The organism is Ralstonia sp. AU12-08 (assembly GCF_000442475.1).
In the GTDB taxonomy this organism is placed as follows: Bacteria; Pseudomonadota; Gammaproteobacteria; order Burkholderiales; family Burkholderiaceae; genus Ralstonia; species Ralstonia insidiosa.
The window spans coordinates 127,850-148,173 of the sequence record NZ_ASZV01000029.1; the positions used below are offsets into that span (position 1 = coordinate 127,850).

The window sequence follows — 20,324 nt, forward strand, 5'->3', positions numbered from 1 at the left end:
TCGGTCGATTATACGAGCCGCGTTCAGCTCGGCCCGCCAACGCCGTTGAAACTTATTCGGCGTCGGCGTGAGCCTTATTGCACGCCAAAGACTTGCTTCAGATACGTCAGATAGGCCGGGTCGTCGCACATGGTCTTTTCGGGTGCGTCCGATAACTTGGCGACCGGCTGCCCGTTGCAGCGAACCATCTTGATGACGATCTGCAGCGGCGTGTAGCCCAGGTCGTTGGTGAGGTTGGTACCCACGCCAAAGGCCAGCTTGCAGCGATCATGGAAGCGCTCGTACAGGCCGATCACCTTGGGCATATCCAGGCTGTCGGAGAAAATCAGCGCCTTGGATTTCGGCTCGACGCGCATCTCTTCGTAGTGCTTGAGCATGCGCTCGCCCCACTCGAACGGGTCGCCGGAATCGTGGCGCACGCCGTCGAAGAGCTTGCAGAAGAACATGTCGAAATCGCGCAGGAAAGCGTCGAAACCGTAGGTGTCCGACAGCGCGACGCCAAGATCGCCGCGATATTCCTTGGCCCAGGTCTCCAGCGCGAAGGTCTGGGAATCCCGCAGGCGCGGACCCAGCGCCTGGCAGGCCTGCAGGTATTCGTGTGCCATGGTGCCCAGCGGCGTCATGTTGTGCTTCATGGCGAAGTAGACGTTGCTGGTGCCGGCGTACTGGGCGCCGAGCTGCGTGCGTGTCTCCAGCAGCACATGCTCGTGCCACGTGTGCGAGAAGCGGCGGCGTGTGCCGTAGTCGGCGATGCGGCAATCCTCCAGCCCGGGGCGCATCAGCGAGCCCAGCTTGCTGGTCAGGCGGCGCTTGCCCTCGTCCCATTGCGGGTGACTCTGCGTGCGGCTGAAGAACACCTCGTTGACGATGGCCAGCACCGGCACCTCGAACATGATCGTGTGCAGCCACGGCCCGGCGATGACGATCTCGATCTGCCCGTCGTTGCCGGCGTCATTGGTCGATGCGGGGCGCACCTCGATGTACTTCTCGTTCAGGTGGAACAGACCGAGAAAATCGACGAAATCACTCTTGATGAAGCGCAGGCCGCGCAGGTAATCGAGTTCCGCCTCGGTAAAGCGCAGCGTGCAGAGATGGCGGATCTCGGCGCGAATCTCCTCGATGAACGGCACCAGATCAACACCCGCATTGCGGCACTTGAAGCGGTATTCGACGTGCGCACCGGGAAAGTGATGCAGCACCACCTGCATCATGGTGAACTTGTACAGATCGGTATCGAGCAGCGAGTGGATGATCATTGCTTCATTGCGGCAGCGCGCCAAAACCACGTGGATTGGGCGTCATGCTAACCGAAGCCCGCCGCAGCGCCCGCCTCCGCCACAGAAATCCCGCAAAGGATGCCGGAAAAGGCCGGTTTCCCCCACCCGCGCGGGCTGGGAACCCCTTGATTCCGCTATAATTTCTGGTTTCCGACCGGATTTTTGCACCATGGAAGCAGAACGCCTCAATTCCATCCAGAACACGTTGGCCGACCTGAAGTCGCGCGCCGACGAACTTCGGAGGTATCTTTGACTACGACGTCAAATCTGAACGTCTAGTTGAAGTCGATAAAGAACTCGAAAACCCCGAGGTCTGGAACGACCCCAAACGCGCCCAGGACCTGGGCCGCGAGAAGAAATCGCTCGAGGGCGTGGTCCACACGCTGACCAAGCTCGACGAAGACCTCACCGGCGGCGCCGAGTTGTTCGAGCTCGCCCGCGAAGAGGGTGACGACGCCACCATCGAGGCCATCGAAGCCGATACCGCCGGCATGCGCGCCATTGTCGAAGACATGGAATTCCGCCGCATGTTCTCCGGCAAGATGGACGCCGCCAACTGCTTCCTCGACATCCAGGCCGGCGCCGGTGGCACCGAGGCGTGCGACTGGGCGTCGATGCTGCTGCGCCAGTACCTGAAGTACTGCGAGCGCAAGGGCTTCAAGACCGAAGTGCTGGAAGAGTCCGAAGGCGACGTCGCCGGCATCAAGAGCGCATCGATCAAGGTCGAGGGCGAATACGCATTCGGCTTCCTGCGCACCGAAACTGGCGTGCACCGCCTGGTGCGCAAGTCGCCGTTCGACTCGGCGGGTGGCCGCCACACGTCGTTCACGTCGATCTTCGTGTACCCGGAAGTGGATGACTCGATCGAGATCGAGGTCAATCCGGCGGACCTGCGCGTCGATACCTACCGCGCGTCCGGCGCGGGCGGTCAGCACATCAACAAGACCGATTCGGCCGTGCGGATCACGCACATCCCGACCGGTATCGTCGTGCAGTGCCAAAACGACCGTTCGCAGCACCGTAACCGCGCTGAAGCGATGACGATGCTGAAGTCGCGTCTGTACGAGCACGAACTGCGCAAGCGCCAGGCCGAAGCCGATGCGCAAGAAGCTGCCAAGACGGACGTGGGCTGGGGCCACCAGATCCGCTCCTACGTGCTGGACCAGAGCCGCATCAAGGATCTGCGCACCAACGTGGAAATCTCCAACACGCAGAAGGTGCTGGACGGCGATCTCGACGCCTTCATCCAGGCCAGCCTGAAGCAAGGCGTCTAACCGAGCCCGAGCGACTGCCATGTCCAGCATTGGGAAACCTCAGTCCTTATTCATCCTGACCGGCGCATCGCGCGGGCTGGGCGCCGCGCTGGCCCAGGCGCTGATGCAGCCGGGCCATCGCCTCATCTGCGTGGCGCGCGGCGACAACGCCGAGCTGCGTGCGCAGGCGGCCGCCGCCGGCGTGGCGCTCGACTGGCACCAGATCGATCTGACCGACGCGCATGCCGCCGAGGCCTGGATGACCAAGACGCTGGCTGCCCTGCCCGCTCACAAGAACGTCACGCTGGTGCTCAACGCCGGCGCCGTCGAGCCAATCGGCACCATCGACACGCTGCGCGCCGACACGCTGCTGCCGCACCTGCAACTGAACCTGGCCGGCCCGATGGCGCTGACGGCTGCCCTGCTACGCGGTACCGCCGGCTGGGGCGCACAGCGCCGCGTGCTGGCGATCTCGTCTGGCGCTGCGCGCCGACCGATCGCCGGTTGGGCTGCGTACTGCACGGGCAAGGCCGGACTCGACATGTTCGTGCGCGCCCTCAATGCCGATGGCGATGCCAGCGTGCGCGCCGTGGCATTGGCCCCGGGCGTGATCGACACCGACATGCAACGCACCATCCGTGGCGCCGACTTTGCCGGCGTGCAGCGCTTCCGCGATCTGCACGCGCACGGCGAGCTGGTCTCGCCGCAAGACGCCGCCGCGCGCATCGCCGCCTACCTCGTCCGCCCCGACTTTGGCGCGACCGAGCTGGACGACCTGCGCAATTACGCCTAATCCGCGCCTGACAAGACTCTCCTCTCATCACCACCATGACCGAACAGAACAACCCGGCCGAATCGAACGCCCCCCTCGTTGCCGGACACGCGCAGGATGACAACAAGATCATCGCCGAGCGCCGCGAGAAGCTGGCCGAGATCCGCCAGCACGGCGTCGCCTTCCCCAACGATTTCCGCCCGACGCATCACGCCGGCGATCTGCAAGCCAAGTACCGCGAATTTGAGCAGGCCACGCTGGAAGCCGAACCCGTGCAGGTGGCCATCGCCGGCCGCATGATGCTCAAGCGCGTGATGGGCAAGGCCAGCTTTGCCACCGTGCAGGACAGCACCGATCGCATCCAGTTCTACATCAGCCGCGATGCGGTAGGCGAGGACGTCTACGCCAGCTTCAAGAAGTGGGATCTGGGCGACATCGTGGCCGCGCGCGGCACGCTGATGAAGACCAAGACCGGCGAACTGTCGGTGGCCGTGACGGAACTGCGCCTGCTCTCCAAGAGCCTGCGCCCGCTGCCGGGCGACTTCTATGGTCTGGCCGATCAAGAAGTGAAATACCGCCAGCGCTACGTCGACCTGATCGTCTCGAAGGAAACGCGCGACACCTTCCGCGCCCGCACTAAAGCCATGGCCTCGTTGCGCAATTTCATGGCCGGCAACGGCTTCATGGAAGTGGAAACGCCGATGCTGCACCCGATTCCGGGTGGCGCGGCGGCCAAGCCGTTCATCACGCACCACAACGCGCTGGACATGCAGATGTTCCTGCGTATCGCGCCGGAGCTGTACCTCAAGCGCCTGATCGTCGGCGGCTTTGATCGCGTGTTCGAAATCAACCGCAACTTCCGTAACGAAGGGGTGAGCCCGCGACACAACCCCGAGTTCACGATGATGGAGTTCTACGCGGCCTACACGGACTACCGCTGGCTGATGGACTTCACCGAGAACCTGATCCGCCAAGCCGCGATCGACGCCTCGGGCACCGCCACACTGACGTACCAAGGCCGCGAGCTGGACCTGTCCAAGCCGTTCCACCGCCTGACGATCTGCCAGGCCATTCAGAAGTACGCGCCGCACTACACCGACGCGCAACTGGCCGACGTCGACTTCCTGCGCGCCGAACTCAAGAAGTTCAAGATCGACACCAACGCGCCGCAGTTCCTGAACGCCGGCGTGGGCTCGCTGCAACTGGTGTTGTTTGAAGAGACGGCCGAGTCGCAACTGTGGGAACCGACCTTCATCATCGACTACCCGGTCGAAGTCTCGCCGCTGGCGCGTGCCTCGGACACGCAGCCGGGCATCACCGAGCGCTTCGAGCTGTTCATCACCGGCCGCGAAATCGCCAACGGCTTCTCGGAGCTGAATGACGCGGAAGACCAGGCCGAGCGCTTCCGCAAGCAGGTCGAGCAGAAGGATGCGGGTGACGAAGAAGCCATGTTCTACGACGCCGATTACATCCGCGCGCTGGAGTACGGCATGCCCCCGACCGGCGGCTGCGGCATCGGCATCGACCGTCTGGTCATGCTGCTGACCGACAGCCCGAACATCCGCGACGTGATCCTCTTCCCGCACCTGCGCCGCGAAGATTGATCGGTCGGAAAGCCTGCCTCACGAGAACGCCCCTTCGGGGGCGTTTTTGTTGGGCGCGCAGTCGCGCAAGTGGCGCGCCTACCCTGCTATTTGTAACATCCCCACGATGCCACAACATGTATCAAAACGCAGCAACTCTTTGATTTTTAATAGAAAAACAGGACTACAGATGCTTACAAATTAAAACGGTATCCGTTCCGGCGATGCACCACACTGTGATCATCAAAACGCCGAACCGATCACGGCGTAGGAGAGTGATGATGAACAACAACGTCCAATCGAACCAAGGTCAACAATATGCCGCCACGTCGCCGGGCCAAGTGCCGCCGTCGTCGCGCCGCATGCATCCGCTGATGACGACGGCCGCCGTGGCCGTGATCATCGCCAGCCTGACGGCAGTGGCCGCCATCACCGGCGTGCTGCCGACGTCGAAGGCCACGCAGGGCAGCACCGATCCGAACGTGGCAGCCCAATCGGCAGCAGCAATGCCGGGCGCCTCCGCTCCGATGGCGTTGGCGGCTCCGGGTCAGACGACGCAACCGAATCAGGCCGCCCCGTATCCGGCGCAAAATGTGGCACCCGCTCCGGCCCCGGCACGTGCGCGTGAGCCGTCGTACGCTGAACGCGCCCCGTCGACCAGCCCGCGCTACGCACAAACGCAGCCACGCCAATCGGTCAGCCCGTACACCGGCCATGTCACGTCGGTCACCCCGATCTCGACGCAGGCCAAGGAAACCGGTCTCGGCATGATCGGAGGTGCAGTGGTGGGTGGCCTACTGGGTAACCAGGTCGGTCGCGGCAATGGCCGCACGCTCGCGACGGTGGGCGGCGCGCTGGCGGGCGGTTACGGCGGCCATGTGGCGGAGAACTACTACAGCCGCGATACCCAATACCGCGTGAACGTGCGTATGGACAACGGCACCAACCGCAGCTTCACCTACAAGGCTGCGCCGGGCTTTCAACCGGGCGACCGTGTGCACATCGAAGACGGCTCGCTGGTGGCAGGCTAATCGGGCAGCAGATTCCCGCCCAAAGAAAAACCGGCCTTCGGGCCGGTTTTTTCATGCGCGTGCGGTTGAGGCGGTGCGCTTATTCCGCTTCGTCGATCCACGCTTGCTGGATCGCTTCGAGGAATTTCTCACCGCCGCGTTTGTGGTCGTCGTCAAAGCCGTCGAGGCTGACAACCTTGTTGTGCAGATCGACGAAGTTCAGACGCGTCGGATCAACGTCGGGGTACTTGTCGTACAGCGCTTCGGCAATCTGCTGAATGTCGTTCCATTTCATGATGGGCTCCCTTACACCACCGGCCACTCGGCTCAGTGGTTTTCCTTGGCGTGGTTGATGGTGTACTTCGGGATCTCGACCGTCAGGTCTTCGTCCGCCACCTTGGCCTGGCACGACAGGCGCGAGTTCGGCTCCAGGCCCCAGGCCTTGTCGAGCAGATCCTCTTCCTTCTCCGAAGCCTCATCCAGCGAATTGAAGCCCTCGCGCACGATCACGTGGCAGGTCGTGCAGGCGCACGATTTTTCGCAGGCGTGCTCGATCTCGATATCGGCGCCCAGCAGCGCATCGCAGATGGTCGTGCCGGTCTTGGCTTCGATCACGGCCCCTTCCGGGCAGTACTCGACGTGAGGAAGGATGACGATTTGTGGCATGAAGAGACTCGTTCAATAGAAGGTTGGGAACACGGCGGCCGATGGCGAATCGGTCAGCCAAGCTCCTCGATACGTTTGCCGGCCAGCGCCTTGCGGATGCCGCGGTCCATACGGCGTGCGGCGAATTCGTCGGTGCCGTGCGAGAGCGTATCGACGGCGTCCTTGATGGCGCGGTGATCTTCACCCTGCATGGTGGCGCGCAGCGCGGCGACTTCGGTGTCGATGGCGGCGCGCTCTTCGGGCGAGAGCAGATCACCATCGGCTTCCAGCGCGTGCGACAGCGCTTCGAGCAGGCGTTCGCCTTCGACGCGCTCTTCGGCCAGCGCACGGCGGCGCATGTCATCTTCGGCGGATTGGAAGCCTTCCTGCAGCATGCGGGCGATGTCGTCATCGCCCAGGCCGTACGACGGCTTCACGGTGATGGACGCTTCCACGCCGGATACCGTCTCGCGAGCGAACACCGACAGCAAGCCATCCGCATCCACCTGATACGTCACGCGAATGCGTGCCGCGCCGGCCACCATCGGCGGAATGCCGCGCAGCTCGAAGCGGGCCAGCGAGCGGCAGTCGCTCACCAGTTCGCGCTCGCCCTGCAGCACGTGGATCGCCATCGCAGTCTGGCCATCCTTGAAAGTGGTGAACTCCTGCGCGCGCGCCACGGGAATCGTGCTGTTGCGCGGGATGATCTTCTCGACCAGGCCGCCCATGGTCTCGACGCCCAGCGACAGCGGGATCACATCGAGCAGCAGCCAGTCTTCGCCCGGCGCACGGTTGCCGGCCAGCAGGTTGGCCTGCATGGCGGCCCCGATGGCGACCACCTGGTCGGGGTCGAGGTTCGTCAGCGGCGTGCGACCAAACAGTTGGCCCACGGCGCGGCGGATGATCGGCATGCGCGTCGCGCCACCCACCAGCACCACGCCCTTCACCTCTTCCACCGTCACGCCTGCATCGCGCAGTGCGCGGCGCACGGGCGACAGCGTCTTCTGCACGAGATTGGCGGTCAGCTCAGCAAACGTCTCGGCGGTCAGCACGAGGTGCACGGTCTCACCGGTGGAGAGCATCGCGTCAATCTCGGTGCTGTCGGCGGTGGAGAGCCATTCCTTGGCTGCACGCGCCTTGTTCAGCAGCAGGCGGGTGTCTTCGGCCGACAGCGGTTGCAGGCTGGCCTGCTCGACGATCCAGCACACGATGCGCTGGTCGAAATCGTCGCCGCCCAGCGCGGAATCGCCGCCCGTCGACATCACCTCGAACACGCCCTTGGTGAGCTTGAGCACGGAGATGTCGAACGTGCCGCCGCCCAAGTCGTAGACGGCGTAGATGCCCTCCGCCGCGTTGTCCAGGCCGTAGGCAATGGCAGCAGCAGTCGGCTCATTCAGCAGGCGCAACACGTTCAAGCCGGCCAGCTTGGCGGCGTCTTTCGTTGCCTGGCGTTGCGCGTCGTCAAAGTACGCCGGCACGGTAATCACAGCGCCGACCAACTCATCGCCAAGCGTATCTTCCGCGCGCTGGCGCAGCGTGGCGAGAATCTCCGCCGACACTTCCACCGGGCTTTTCACACCGGCCACGGTCTTGAGTTGCACCATGCCCGGCGCATCGACGAAGTCGTACGGCGTGTTCTCGATGTGGGCGACGTCCTTCAGGCCGCGGCCCATGAAGCGCTTGACCGAGATGATGGTGTTCTTCGGATCGCGCACGGCTTCGGCCTGGGCCTTGTAGCCGATATGCGCGCCGCCGGCGGGCAAATAGCGCACCACGGAGGGCAACAGCGGGCGGCCCTGATCATCGGGCAACACTTCCGGCACACTGCTGCGCACAGCAGCCACCAGCGAGTTGGTCGTGCCCAGGTCGATGCCCACCGCCAGACGGCGCTGGTGCGGTGCGGGCGATTCGCCGGGTTCGGAAATCTGCAGTAAAGCCATGGGATGTCTCGATTGCGCGGAAGTCGCAGGATGCCGGCCTCAGCAAACCCGCCATTGTCGCAAATTCTGTGTCTCAGTCGTCCAGCCGGTCGATTGCCTCGGCAGTGTCGCGCTCGATCTTTTCAATGAACATCAACTGGCGGACGGCATCTGCGGCAACTGCGCTGTTGCCGTCGCCCCCATCACCGTTCAGCAGCCCCGCCAGTGCGGCGTAGCGTGCGCGCTTTTCCTTGCGCAGCATGCCGAGCAATGCGTCCAGCGCGTCCACATCCCGCTCAACCTTGGCGTCGCCCAGCGATTCGCGCCACTCCATCTGCTGCATCAGAAACGCGGGCGGCATGGCCGTGTTGTTCTCGGCCTGCACGTCGATGCCCTTCAAATGCAGCAGATACGTGGCCCGCTTGAGCGGATCACGCAGCGTCTGATACGCCTCGTTGGCACGCGTGGCCCATTGCATGGCGACACGGCGCTCGGCGTCGCCTGCGTGTGCATAACGATCGGGATGCGCCTGCGATTGCACGGTGCGGTACGCAGCGTTCAACGCGTCTTCGTCGACCTCGAAGTGTTCAGGCAGGCCGAACAGGGAGAAATGCGAGGTATTCGCTGGGCTGACGTTCATGAATAAAAAAAGCGGCTGCGCCGCCTCGTGTTCCTTACTTGATCGGCTCACCTCGCGGCTCGTCCCGATCGCACTTCAGGCATTCCACCACCACGCCGATCTTGCTGGCGCGCCCGGCTTCGGTTTCAGTCCAGGGGCGTTGCTGCCAAGGCGGATCGTGACGCATGTGCTGCCCGTGCCCGCAAGCGAGACGGGCGACCCAGTGGCCTTCCTCGTCCCGCTCGAAACCGACAATCGCTTGCTTCAATGCGCCCCGCTCAAACGCGGAACGACTCGCCGCAACCGCACTCGTCCTTCACGTTCGGGTTGTTGAACTTGAAGCCTTCGTTCAACCCTTCGCGTGCAAAGTCCAACTCGGTGCCGTCGATGTACGGCAGGCTTTTCGGATCAACGATCACCTTGACGCCGTTGGATTCGAACACCTGGTCTTCGGCGGCAATCTCATCCGCATATTCGAGCTTGTAAGCCAGGCCCGAGCAACCGGTGGTCTTCACGCCCACGCGCAGGCCCACGCCCTTGCCACGGCGGGTCAGATAGCGGGTAACGTGCTGCGCGGCCTTGTCGGTCAGGGTGATCATGCTGCGTCCTTTCTGTTGATGCTGGATGCGCGGCTTAAGCAGCCTTCTGCTCGGCGGCGCCGTGCTTTTCCTTGTAGTCGGCCACGGCCGCCTTGATGGCGTCTTCCGCCAGGATCGAGCAGTGGATCTTCACCGGCGGCAGCGCCAGTTCTTCGGCGATCTGCGTGTTGCGGATCTCCAGCGCTTGGTCGAGCGTCTTGCCCTTCACCCACTCCGTCACCAGCGACGACGAAGCGATGGCCGAGCCGCAGCCATAGGTCTTGAACTTTGCGTCTTCGATCACGCCCTGCTCGTTCACCTTAATCTGCAGCTTCATCACGTCGCCGCAAGCCGGCGCGCCAACCATGCCGGTGCCGACCGTGTCGTCGCCCTTCTCGAAGGAGCCGACGTTGCGGGGGTTTTCGTAATGGTCCAGAACTTGGTTGCTGTAAGACATTTCACACCTCTTTCAATCGTTGGCTGGCGCGGGGGCGCCGTTGTTCTCAAACGCCGCGCTTAGTGCGCCGCCCATTGAATGCTGTTCAGATCCACGCCGTCCTTGTACATCTCCCACAGCGGAGACAGGTCGCGCAGCTTGCCGATCTTGCCCTTGAGCAGTTCGACCACGTAGTCGACTTCTTCTTCCGTGGTGAAGCGGCCCACCGTGAAGCGGATTGAGCTGTGCGCCAGTTCGTCGTTGCGGCCGAGGGCGCGCAGCACATACGAAGGCTCCAGCGAAGCCGACGTGCAAGCCGAGCCCGACGACACGGCAACGTCCTTGATCGCCATGATCAGCGACTCGCCTTCCACAAAGTTGAAGCTGATGTTCAGGTTGTGCGGCACACGGGCTTCCATGTCGCCGTTCACATACACCTCTTCCATCGTATTCAGGCCGCGGTACAGGCGATCGCGCAGCATGCGGATGCGCTCGTTCTCGGTCGCCATTTCTTCCTTGGCGATACGGAAGGCTTCGCCCATGCCGACGATCTGGTGCGTGGCCAGCGTGCCCGAACGCATGCCGCGCTCGTGGCCGCCACCGTGCATCTGTGCTTCGATGCGGATACGCGGCTTGCGACGCACGTACAGCGCGCCGATGCCCTTCGGGCCATACGTCTTGTGCGCCGAGAACGACATCAAGTCGACCTTCAGCTTCTGCAGGTCGATCTCGACCTTGCCGGTGGCCTGGGCAGCGTCAACGTGGAAGATCACGCCCTTCTCGCGGCAGATTTCGCCCAGCGTTTCAATGTCTTGGATCACGCCGATTTCGTTGTTCACCATCATCACCGAAGCGAGGATGGTGTCCGGGCGGATGGCTTGCTTGAAGACATCGATATCGATCAGGCCGTTGTCCTTCACGTCCAGATACGTGACTTCAAAGCCCTGGCGCTCTAACTCACGCGTCGTGTCCAGCACAGCCTTGTGCTCGGTCTTGACGGTGATGATGTGCTTGCCCTTGCTGCTGTAGAAGTTGGCCGCACCCTTGATCGCCAGGTTGTCGGACTCGGTGGCGCCGGACGTCCACACGATTTCGCGCGGGTCAGCGTTCACCAGCGCAGCGACTTGCTCGCGCGCGGTCTCGACGGCTTTTTCAGCTTCCCAGCCGAACGGATGGCTGCGCGAGGCCGGGTTGCCGAAGCTCTCACGCAGGTACGGAATCATCTTGTCGACCACGCGCGGGTCCACCGGCGTCGTCGCGGAATAGTCCATGTAGATGGGAAGATGCAGGGTGCTCATATCTTGTCTGCCTTGTGTGGGGGGCGATGTTCTATATGTGGGGCTGGCGTCGTGGCCAGGCCTCACGCTAGCGCAGTCATGCAATCACGACTGCGCCAGACTGAAAACGGAGTTGACCAGCGGTGCACGCTTGACCGGCTCGGCGGCCACCGACGTTGCCGGCGCATCAACGGCGCGGGCACGGGCCGGCGACCGTTCGCGACGTGCCGGACGCGCTTCACGCATGTCCTGAATCACCTCGGGTTGGCGTTCGCGCTGCTGGTCGACCAAGTTCTGCAGCGACACCGAATCGAGGTACTCCACCATCTTCTGATTGAGCGTCGCCCACAGGTCGTGCGTCATGCAGCGGGCGGCATGCCCGTTGTGCTCCTCGCCGCCGCAGTTGCCCTTGCCGCCGCACTGGGTGGCATCAAGGGGCTCGTCCACAGCGATGATGATGTCGGCAACGGTGACGTCGTCCGCACGGCGCGCGAGGCTGTAGCCGCCGCCCGGGCCACGCACGCTTTCCACGATTTCGTGGCGGCGCAGTTTGCCAAACAGCTGCTCAAGGTACGACAGCGAAATCTTCTGGCGCTGGCTGATGCCAGCCAGCGTGACCGGGCCCTGCTCTTGGCGCAGCGCCAAGTCAATCATGGCGGTGACCGCAAAGCGGCCTTTGGTGGTCAATCTCATGGCGTCGGGGAAATACCTGATCGTTTTGCTCAAGTATAAAGGAACCCGACAAAATCGGTCAACTAAGGTGTCGGGGGATTCCGCGTCGCAGCAAGGGGATTTGCTGATCCCACCTGGGTGGGCAACCGCGCGGCAGGCCGTATTGTGGACTAAAACAATCAACCACGTCGGGTAGGGCTATCGCTCCACTCCCGCACCGCACCTTGCCAGCGTCATGCGCGAAGCGGCACCACTGCGGGTTTTCCTTATGCTGCGTACAGCCTAAATTCATTGACTTTTGTTACGCACCCACCGAGACTGTTAAATACGCAAACGTTTGCGAACGACGCGGCGCGATTGCCCTTAGGATTGGCTTACGAACTTCAGGGCAACGACGACCGCCTCCACCCAAGCCTCAGACAGGCCCCTTTCCTGGAGGAGACACCATGGATATCCGCCGTCGCCGCGCCCTGCAACTTGGCGCGGGCTCTGCTGTAGCCCTTGCTCTGCCCCTGCCTCTCATCTTTCAATCCTCGCTGGCGCGTGCCGCCAACCAGCCGCCCAAGGTGGCACTGGTGATGAAGTCGCTGGCCAACGAGTTCTTCCTGACCATGGAGAACGGCGCGCGGGCCCACCAGAAGGCGCACGCCTCGGAGTACTCGCTGCTGACCAACGGCATCCGCGACGAAACCGATACCGGCGGCCAGATCCGCCTGGTCGAGCAGATGATCGTCGCGCGCGTGGATGCACTGGTGCTGGCGCCGGCCGATTCCAAGGCGATGGTGCCGGTGGTCAAGAAGGCGGTGGACGCGGGCATCCTCGTCATCAATATCGACAACCGGTTGGACCCGGCCGCACTCAAGGAAAAGGGCCTGAACGTGCCCTTCGTTGGCCCGGATAACCGCAAGGGTGCGCGCCTGGTGGGTGACTTTGTCGCCAAGGCGCTCAAGCCGGGCGACGAGGTGGGCATCATCGAAGGCATTCCCACCACCACCAACGCCCAGCAACGCACCGCCGGCTTCAAGGAGGCCGCCGAGGCCGCCAAGCTGAAGATCGCCAGCGTGCAGTCGGGCGAGTGGGAAATCGACAAGGGCAACAAGGTAGCCGCCGCCATGCTGCGCGCGCAGCCGGATCTCAAGGCCCTGCTGTGCGGCAATGACAACATGGCGATTGGCGCTGTATCGGCCGTGCGTGCGGCGGGCAAGCTGGGCAAGGTGCTGATTGGCGGCTACGACAACATCGACGCCATCAAGGCCATGCTGGCCGATGGGCGCGTGATTGCCACCGCAGACCAGCATGCCGACCAGCAAGCCGTCTATGGCATCGAGACCGCCCTGAAGGCCCTGGCTGCCAAGACACCGCAGGCGAAGCTGTCGGGCGTGGTCGAAACGCCAGTCAACCTCGTCACGCGCACGTAACTCGATCGACAAGGCAAGCCGCCGCCAGCCATGTCCGCCGCCTACGAACCACGCCCGCCGCTGCTGCGCGCGTCCGCCATCAGCAAGCACTACGCTGCACCCGTGCTGCGCGAGATCGATCTCGACGTGCGCGGGGGCGAGGTGCTTGCGCTCACGGGCGAGAACGGTGCCGGCAAAAGCACGCTCTCCAAGATCCTCTGCGGGCTGGAGACGGCAACGTCCGGTTCGATGACGCTCGCGGGCACGGCGTACACACCGGCCTCGCGCAGCGCGGCGGAAGCGTTGGGCGTGCGGATGGTGCTGCAGGAACTGAGCATGGTGCCCACGCTTACGGTGGCGGAAAACCTGTTCCTGGGCAAATTGCCGCGGCGGCTGGGTTTTGTCGACCGCCCCACCCTGCGCCACCAGGCTGAGCAAGCGCTCGCCCGTGTCGGCCTGGACCTCGACCCGTGGACACCCGTGCACACACTCGGCATCGGCCACCGGCAGATGATCGAGATTGCCCGCGCGCTGGCCAGCGCCTGCCGCGTGCTGATCCTCGACGAGCCGACCGCCATGCTGAGCGCACATGAAAGCGCGACGCTGTTTGCACGTATCGACGCGCTGCGCCGCGAGGGCGTAGCGATCATCTACATCTCTCACCGGCTCGATGAGTTGGCCCGCATCGCCGACCGCATCGTCGTATTGCGCGACGGCAAGCTCATTACCGATGCGCCGGCCGTCACCGTCACACAGGACGCGCTGATCCAGGCAATGGTCGGGCGCGACGTTGCCACCTCGCCCGAAGGCAAACGCGCTGCACGCGAACCGTGGCCCGGCGATGGCTCCCCTGCCCTGCGCGTGACGGGACTCACGCGCGCGCCGGCCGTGCGTGACGTGTCGTTCGAGGTGGCGCCGGGCGAAATCTTTGGCATTGCCGGCTTGGTAGGCGCGGGGCGCACCGAGTTGCTGCGCCTGATCTTCGGTGCAGACCGCGCGGACGCCGGCTCCATCGAAGTGGGGTCGCCGCTCAAGCCGGTGCACATCCACTCGCCCGGCGACGCCGTGCACCACGGCATCAGCCTGCTCACCGAAGACCGCAAGGATGAAGGCCTGATGCTGGGCTTGCCCATCGCCACCAACATCGCGCTGGGCAACATGCCGGGCGTGACCACACGCGGCTGGCTGCAGCCTGCGCGTGAGCGCGCGCTGGCACAGCGGCACATCGACGCACTGCGCATCCGCAGCGCGGGGCCCGAGCAACCGGTGGGCGAACTCTCCGGCGGCAACCAGCAGAAGGTGGCGATTGCGCGCTGGCTGGAGCGCGACACCCCAGTGCTGCTATTCGATGAGCCCACACGCGGCGTGGATGTCGGCGCCAAGTTCGACATCTATGCCCTGCTCGATGCGCTGGCCGCACGCGGCAAAGCCCTTGTCGTAGTGTCCAGCGATCTGCGCGAACTCATGCAGCTGTGTGATCGCATTGGCGTCATGCGCGCCGGCCGGCTGACACACGTGTTCCAACGCGGCGGCTGGAGCCAGGATGCCCTGCTCGCAGCAGCCTTCGGCGAGTCCGCTCCGCCGGCCCCCAAGTCATCTCCGGAGACCGCCGATGCGCTCTGATTCCACCTTGCCGCCGGCCAGTACAGAGAGCACGCAGGCCAACCGTCGCGCTGCGGTGAGCATGTCGCTCGGCACCATCGGCGGGCTGCTGGGCGCGCTGATTGCCATGCTGGTGTTGTTCGGCACCCTGTCGCCCACCTTCTTCACACTACCCACCTTCACCACCATCGCCAACGAGATTCCCGACCTGCTGGTGATGGCGGTGGGCATGACCTTCATCCTGATGATCGGCGGCATTGATCTGTCGGTGGGGTCGGTGCTGGCGCTGGCAGCCTCGGTGCTGTCGATTGCCATGACCAGGCTCGGCTGGGGCGTGCTGCCAGCGGCGTTGGCGGGCGTTCTGGTGGCGACGGCAGCCGGTGCGGTGACTGGCACAGTTACGGTGCACTGGGGCATCCCGTCGTTCATCGTGTCGCTGGGTGTGCTGGAAATGGCCCGCGGCCTCGCCTACAGCCTGACCGATTCGCGCACCGCCTATATCGGCAGCGCGGTCGACTGGTTGGCCAACCCGATTGCACTGGGCATCGCACCGTCGTTCCTCATTGCGATTGCCGTGACGGTGATCGGCCAGATCGTACTGGTGCGCACGGTGTTCGGGCGCTACCTCGTCGCCATCGGCACCAATGAAGAGGCCGTGCGGCTGGCGGGCGTGAACCCGCGCCCCTACAAGATTGCGGTGTTCGCGCTGATGGGGCTGCTAGCGGGCCTGGCAGCGTTGTTCCAGGTGTCGCGGCTGGAGGCGGCCGACCCGAACGCGGGTGTCGGCATGGAATTGCAGGTAATCGCGGCCGTGGTGATCGGCGGCACGAGCCTGATGGGCGGGCGCGGCTCGGTCGCGCGCACGCTGTTCGGCGTGCTGATCATCTCGGTGCTCGAATCGGGCCTCGCACAGATCGGCGCCTCAGAGCCCACCAAACGCATCATCACGGGCGCGGTCATCGTTGCGGCCGTGGTCATGGACACCTATCGCAGCAGACGTAACAGCCGATCCGGCAGTCAATCCGGCCGTAGCAAGCAACATTAAAGAGACAGAGGAGATCGTCATGGCAACCATCAAGGACGTCGCAGCATTGGCTGGGGTTTCGTTCACCACCGTCTCACACGTCATCAACAACACGCGGCCGGTCAACTCGGAGACCCGCAAGCGCGTGGAAGAAGCCATCCGCGCCACGCGCTACGTGCCCAGCGCGGTCGCACGCTCGCTCAAGCACCGCACCACGCGCACCATCGGCGTGCTGGTACCGACGGCCACCAACCCCTACTTTGCGGAGCTGGCGCGCGGCATTGAGGACGTCTGCGCTGCGGCCGGCTACAGCGTCATCCTCTGCAACTCCGACGACGACCCGCGCAAGCAGCGCGACTACCTGCGCGTGCTGATGGAGAAGCGCGTGGACGGCATCATCGTCAGCAGTGCCGGACCGGACAACGCGCTCATCGAAGCATTGGGAGAATCCGCCCTGCCCGTGGTCATGGTGGACCGCCCGACCGAAGGCATCCAGGCCGATCAGGTGCAGGTCGACCACGAAGAAGGTGCCTACATGGCGACCAAGCATCTGCTGGAGCTTGGCCACCGGCGCATCGCCTGCATCAGCGGGCCATCGGAGCTGAGCGTGACGGCTGGCCGCCTGGCAGGCTTCCACCGTGCACTGCGCGAAGCCGGCGTGCCGGAAGCCTCCGCCCGCATTGCCGAAGGCGATTTCACCAGCCCCGGCGGCTACCGCGCCGCGCGCCAGTTGCTGACCGAGGGCGAAATGCCCACCGCCATCTTTGCCAGCAACGACCTGATGGGCATTGGGGCCTTGCGCGCTGCGGCCGAGTTGGGCATCCCAGTGCCGAAGGCGCTTTCGATCATCGGCTTTGATGACATCGAACTCAGCCGCTATGTCTATCCAGCGCTGTCCACGGTCGGCCAGTCGATCCGCCAGTTGGGCGAGACCACCGCGCAGACGCTGCTCGAGCACCTGAGCGATGCCGCCATGCGCCATCCGGTCGACGAGCGACAGGCGCGCCGCATTGTGCTGCCGCCGCGCCTGTCGCTGCGCGAGTCGACCGCAGAGCCGGCTCGCCCTGCCCGCGCCGCCTGAGCGCCCACCCACTCACTCTCTCAACGTCGTCCGCCATGGTGGCCAAGCGCCCTTCTGCCTCTTCTGCCCACCCGGCTGCCGACGTGCTGATCGTCGGCAGCCTCAATATGGATCTCGTGATCCGCACGCCACGCTTGCCCCGCCCTGGGCAAACGGTTGCGGCCCCCGCTTTGGAAACGATTCCTGGTGGCAAGGGTGCCAACCAGGCAGTGGCTGCGGCCCGCCTGGGGGGCAGGGTCGCCATGCTCGGCTGCGTGGGCGATGATGCATATGGCACGGCCTTGCGCGACGGCCTGCGGCGCGAAGGTGTGGATACGTCGATGGTGTCGGTGCATGCCAGTGAGGCCACGGGCATCGCCTGCGTCACGGTGGCGGACAGCGGCCAGAACACCATCGTGATTGTGGCGGGGGCCAACCAGTTGCTCACGCCGGCCATGATCGAGGCGCAACGCGCGGCGTTCGAACGCGCCCGTGTGATCGTCTGCCAGTTGGAGTCACCGCCAGATGCGGTGGAATGCGCGCTCAAGCTTGGGGCACGGCTGGGCAAGACGGTCATCCTGAACCCCGCGCCGGCCATCGGCCCGTTGCCGACACCCTGGCTGGCGGCGTGCGATTACCTGATCCCGAATGAAACCGAAGCGGCGCTGCTGACTGCACACGCCGTCGACTCCCCCGAATCCGCGCTGGATGCAGCAGCCGACCTGCATGCACAGGGCGCGCGGCACGTGATGGTCACGCTGGGCGCGCACGGTGTTGCCTATGTGGATGCCACCAGGCGCCTGCTGATGCCGGCGCCTATTGCGCAGGCTGTCGACACCACAGCGGCCGGCGACACCTTTGTCGGCGCACTGGCGGCCGCGTTGGCCGAGGGCGCCGCACCGGATGCGGCCATCGCGTTTGGCCAGGCGGCAGCCGCCGTGTCGGTCACGCGGCTGGGCGCGCAACCGTCCATCCCCTTCCGCAGCGAGCTGGGTGTGCTCGCCGCGCACGCGCATTAAGCCGGCGGATCAGGCCGGCGTACCGGTTCCCGGCGGCGTGGCCGTAGTCGGCGCACGCGGCACCAGCAGGCACAGCGGATCACGCAGAATGCGCCGCCACACCGCGCCGGTGATGCGCTTGCGATCGAGCCCACGCAAATTGCGCGAGCGCATCGCCATGTTGAACGCCAGCGCAAACGACACCATCACGTTGAGTACACCCATCAGCGCGATGCCGGCAACGGCCAGCCAGAACGGCGCCGTATGCATCACGCCCGGGCCCAGCACGCCCACCGCCGTTGCCACTGCACCGGTCGACAGCGTGACGTGGCGCACCTCCACGTGCGGCCCGAAGAACGACACGATCTCCGGCCCCAAGCCCAGCATGAAACCCAGCGACACGTTGGCGACGATGCCCGAAAGGTTGCGCTTCGAGAACCCGGCAATACGCTGCGCGCCCCGCGTGCCCACCATGAAACGCAGGCGTCGGTGGTAGGCAATCACATCGTGCACACGGTGCAGCGCGAACCAGTTGTCGGCCCAGCCGGCCGCCAAGCTCGACGCCCACAGCAACACGCCCGTGAAGATCGCGTACAGCGGCGTCGGCCCGAGGATCGAAAACGAATCGATGGTCGCCACCGCCTTCTCTGGCGAAATCAGGTTTGCATGGAAGAACCGCCCCGCCAGCCACTGCACCAGAAAGGCCACCGGCGCCACCGCCACCAGGTTCCCGGCAATCGCCGCCGCATTGGTGCGGATCATGGCGACGGTGTCGTCAACAAAGCGGTCCAGCCCTTCCGGACGGCCCACCTGGTCCAGCCGGTGCGCCAACGCGGGCGCCGTCATGGCAGGCTGCTTGGTGGCCAGCGTGAAATGGGCAAAGTGGATACCGAGAAAGCTGACCGCGTAGTTGATCGACGCAAAGAAACCCTCAGTGAACCGGGACAAGTGCGCACCGGCAATGAAGAACTTGATGTACACCGTGGCCGCGGTGATGACACCACCGCCTGCGGCCGCCTTCACCATCGCGCCGTACTCCTTGCTGTCGCGGGTGATGTAGTGCTCGCCGCTCTCGGCAGAACGCTCGACCACCTTGCGCGCCAGATCGGCAAACGTGGAGCGGATCAGATAGCCGACGCTGCGGCGATGCTGGCTGGCGGACACCAGCTCAGCCGTCAAATGCACGAAGCGGCGTGAGGCCTTAGCGTCGGCCCAGGCCGTCAGCAGCAGATCAATGCGCCCCAGCCACGCCTTCATGCGTTCCACCTGGAACACCACCTCCACGGAAACACCGTTCTCGTCCAGATGCTGGTAGACACTGGCCGTGGCAGTGCGGCACTGGTCCAGCACCGCACGGAAGTAATTGAGCTGCTGCGGAAGACGCTCCGGTGTGGCCAGTGTTTCGTCCGGGCGTTCAAGAAAGATGGCGTTGGCCGCATCGGCCAGCCGGTAGAACGGTGAATCGGTGACGTCCGGATACTCCATGCGCAAGCGGATGCCGCGCGACAACCCTGCCGCCCGCACCTGGCTGATCAGAATCTGGATACCGATGCCAAGGCTGCGTTCCAACCGCGTCTGGCCGGCGGCTTCATCCTCGTCGCTCAACCCGGCGCGGAACAGCGCATGCAGACGCGTGACCAGTTCATCGTCCAAGCCATCCACCCACTGCGCATCGGTCGGGCCGACAAACAGGAGCGCAAACAACGTGGCCAATTGCGATTGATTGGGTGCCGGCGGCAGGAAGCGCGCTTGCCAGCGATCGACCAGTTCGCCCCAGAACCCGGAGCGCGAAGACAACCCCGTATCGCACAGCAGCGAGACCGGGTCGTTGTCCCGCACGATCGCGCGCAGCGTCTGCCCGACGCGCTTGGCCAGTTCAGGGTTGTTTTCCAGCACCTGCAGCAGGTAGCGCAGGCGCGCATAGCGCCAAGATTCGGACGTAGCGCCCGCGGGCCGGTCTGCGCGGCGCAGCCAATAGGCCAGCTCGATCAGCCATTCATTGCGTTCGGCCACGCTGCGCGTCGGCGCGAACTGCGCCAGGATGGCGTCGAGCTGATGGCTGGCGTGCCGGGAAGCGCGCCATTTGCGCCACGGATTGAGCAAAAACTTGAACATCGAACTCCCTAGTTGGCGGACACGCCTGACTCGGCCTCGCCCCTGGGCCGATTCTTCTGCGCAAGTCTGGACGCCGCGATCAGGCGA

20 protein-coding genes are annotated in these 20,324 nt (G+C 64.5%); 9 read left to right on the forward strand and 11 right to left on the reverse strand.

Annotated elements, in window-relative coordinates; translation table 11 throughout:
* Positions 1-74: 74 nt before the first annotated feature.
* A complete protein-coding gene (gene pncB / locus C404_RS45310; protein WP_021195393.1) occupies positions 75-1,256 on the reverse strand; it encodes a nicotinate phosphoribosyltransferase in 1,182 nt (393 codons plus the stop codon).
* A 190-nt stretch (positions 1,257-1,446) separates the two neighbouring features.
* Between pncB and prfB the strand changes: the two genes are divergently transcribed.
* From prfB to C404_RS45330, 4 genes are all read left to right on the forward strand, one after another.
* Positions 1,447-2,551 (forward strand): peptide chain release factor 2 gene (gene prfB, locus C404_RS45315; protein ID WP_152524452.1). Its coding sequence is split into 2 segments (ribosomal slippage): positions 1,447-1,527 and positions 1,529-2,551, totalling 1,104 coding nucleotides; the frame shifts between segments, so codons are not numbered across the junction.
* Between the two features lie 19 nt (positions 2,552-2,570).
* Positions 2,571-3,323, forward strand: coding sequence for an SDR family oxidoreductase (locus C404_RS45320; RefSeq protein ID WP_021195395.1), 753 nt, complete (start codon positions 2,571-2,573; stop codon positions 3,321-3,323).
* A 35-nt stretch (positions 3,324-3,358) separates the two neighbouring features.
* Positions 3,359-4,906 (forward strand): lysine--tRNA ligase, encoded by a 1,548-nt coding sequence (gene lysS, locus C404_RS45325; RefSeq protein ID WP_021195396.1) that lies wholly within the window; start codon positions 3,359-3,361, stop codon positions 4,904-4,906.
* A gap of 260 nt (positions 4,907-5,166) precedes the next feature.
* Positions 5,167-5,916, forward strand: a complete 750-nt coding sequence (locus tag C404_RS45330; protein WP_021195397.1) for a glycine zipper 2TM domain-containing protein — start codon at positions 5,167-5,169, stop codon at positions 5,914-5,916.
* A gap of 79 nt (positions 5,917-5,995) precedes the next feature.
* Here the strand turns inward: C404_RS45330 and iscX are convergent, their stop codons facing one another.
* The 9 genes from iscX to iscR all read right to left on the reverse strand — a co-directional run bounded on the left by iscX (position 5,996) and on the right by iscR (position 12,062).
* Positions 5,996-6,190, reverse strand: a complete 195-nt coding sequence (iscX, locus tag C404_RS45335; RefSeq protein WP_021195398.1) for a Fe-S cluster assembly protein IscX — start codon at positions 6,188-6,190, stop codon at positions 5,996-5,998.
* Positions 6,191-6,222: 32 nt separating this feature from the next.
* Positions 6,223-6,561 (reverse strand): ISC system 2Fe-2S type ferredoxin, encoded by a 339-nt coding sequence (fdx, locus tag C404_RS45340; protein WP_021195399.1) that lies wholly within the window; start codon positions 6,559-6,561, stop codon positions 6,223-6,225.
* A gap of 53 nt (positions 6,562-6,614) precedes the next feature.
* On the reverse strand, positions 6,615-8,480 hold the full coding sequence (gene hscA, locus C404_RS45345; protein ID WP_021195400.1) for a Fe-S protein assembly chaperone HscA: 1,866 nt from the start codon (positions 8,478-8,480) through the stop codon (positions 6,615-6,617).
* 73 nt (positions 8,481-8,553) lie between these two features.
* Positions 8,554-9,099 (reverse strand): Fe-S protein assembly co-chaperone HscB, encoded by a 546-nt coding sequence (hscB, locus tag C404_RS45350; RefSeq protein ID WP_021195401.1) that lies wholly within the window; start codon positions 9,097-9,099, stop codon positions 8,554-8,556.
* 34 nt (positions 9,100-9,133) lie between these two features.
* Positions 9,134-9,346: a DUF3565 domain-containing protein gene (locus tag C404_RS45355; RefSeq protein ID WP_021195402.1), complete on the reverse strand. Its 213-nt coding sequence runs from the start codon at positions 9,344-9,346 to the stop codon at positions 9,134-9,136.
* Between the two features lie 10 nt (positions 9,347-9,356).
* Positions 9,357-9,677 (reverse strand): iron-sulfur cluster assembly protein IscA, encoded by a 321-nt coding sequence (gene iscA, locus C404_RS45360; RefSeq protein WP_021195403.1) that lies wholly within the window; start codon positions 9,675-9,677, stop codon positions 9,357-9,359.
* 34 nt (positions 9,678-9,711) lie between these two features.
* Entirely contained in the window at positions 9,712-10,113 is a 402-nt protein-coding gene (iscU, locus tag C404_RS45365; RefSeq protein WP_021195404.1) for a Fe-S cluster assembly scaffold IscU, read from the reverse strand.
* Between the two features lie 59 nt (positions 10,114-10,172).
* A complete protein-coding gene (locus C404_RS45370; RefSeq protein ID WP_021195405.1) occupies positions 10,173-11,390 on the reverse strand; it encodes an IscS subfamily cysteine desulfurase in 1,218 nt (405 codons plus the stop codon).
* A gap of 84 nt (positions 11,391-11,474) precedes the next feature.
* Positions 11,475-12,062, reverse strand: a complete 588-nt coding sequence (gene iscR / locus C404_RS45375; RefSeq protein ID WP_031329519.1) for a Fe-S cluster assembly transcriptional regulator IscR — start codon at positions 12,060-12,062, stop codon at positions 11,475-11,477.
* Positions 12,063-12,487: 425 nt separating this feature from the next.
* Here iscR and C404_RS45380 point away from each other — a divergent pair, with 425 nt between their 5' ends.
* Genes C404_RS45380 through rbsK form a run of 5 tightly spaced genes read left to right on the forward strand, consistent with a single transcriptional unit; the run spans position 12,488 to position 18,143 of the window.
* Positions 12,488-13,459, forward strand: a complete 972-nt coding sequence (locus C404_RS45380) for a sugar ABC transporter substrate-binding protein (protein ID WP_021195407.1) — start codon at positions 12,488-12,490, stop codon at positions 13,457-13,459.
* 30 nt (positions 13,460-13,489) lie between these two features.
* A complete protein-coding gene (locus C404_RS45385) occupies positions 13,490-15,061 on the forward strand; it encodes a sugar ABC transporter ATP-binding protein (RefSeq protein WP_021195408.1) in 1,572 nt (523 codons plus the stop codon).
* Entirely contained in the window at positions 15,051-16,085 is a 1,035-nt protein-coding gene (locus C404_RS45390) for an ABC transporter permease (RefSeq protein ID WP_021195409.1), read from the forward strand. The genes C404_RS45385 and C404_RS45390 overlap by 11 nt, the downstream gene beginning before the upstream one ends.
* A 19-nt stretch (positions 16,086-16,104) precedes the next feature.
* Positions 16,105-17,145, forward strand: coding sequence for a LacI family DNA-binding transcriptional regulator (locus tag C404_RS45395; RefSeq protein WP_021195410.1), 1,041 nt, complete (start codon positions 16,105-16,107; stop codon positions 17,143-17,145).
* A gap of 35 nt (positions 17,146-17,180) precedes the next feature.
* On the forward strand, positions 17,181-18,143 hold the full coding sequence (gene rbsK / locus C404_RS45400) for a ribokinase (protein WP_021195411.1): 963 nt from the start codon (positions 17,181-17,183) through the stop codon (positions 18,141-18,143).
* Between the two features lie 9 nt (positions 18,144-18,152).
* Here rbsK and C404_RS45405 read toward each other — a convergent pair whose 3' ends face one another.
* On the reverse strand, positions 18,153-20,237 hold the full coding sequence (locus tag C404_RS45405) for a site-specific recombinase (RefSeq protein WP_021195412.1): 2,085 nt from the start codon (positions 20,235-20,237) through the stop codon (positions 18,153-18,155).
* Between the last annotated feature and the right edge of the window lie 87 nt (positions 20,238-20,324).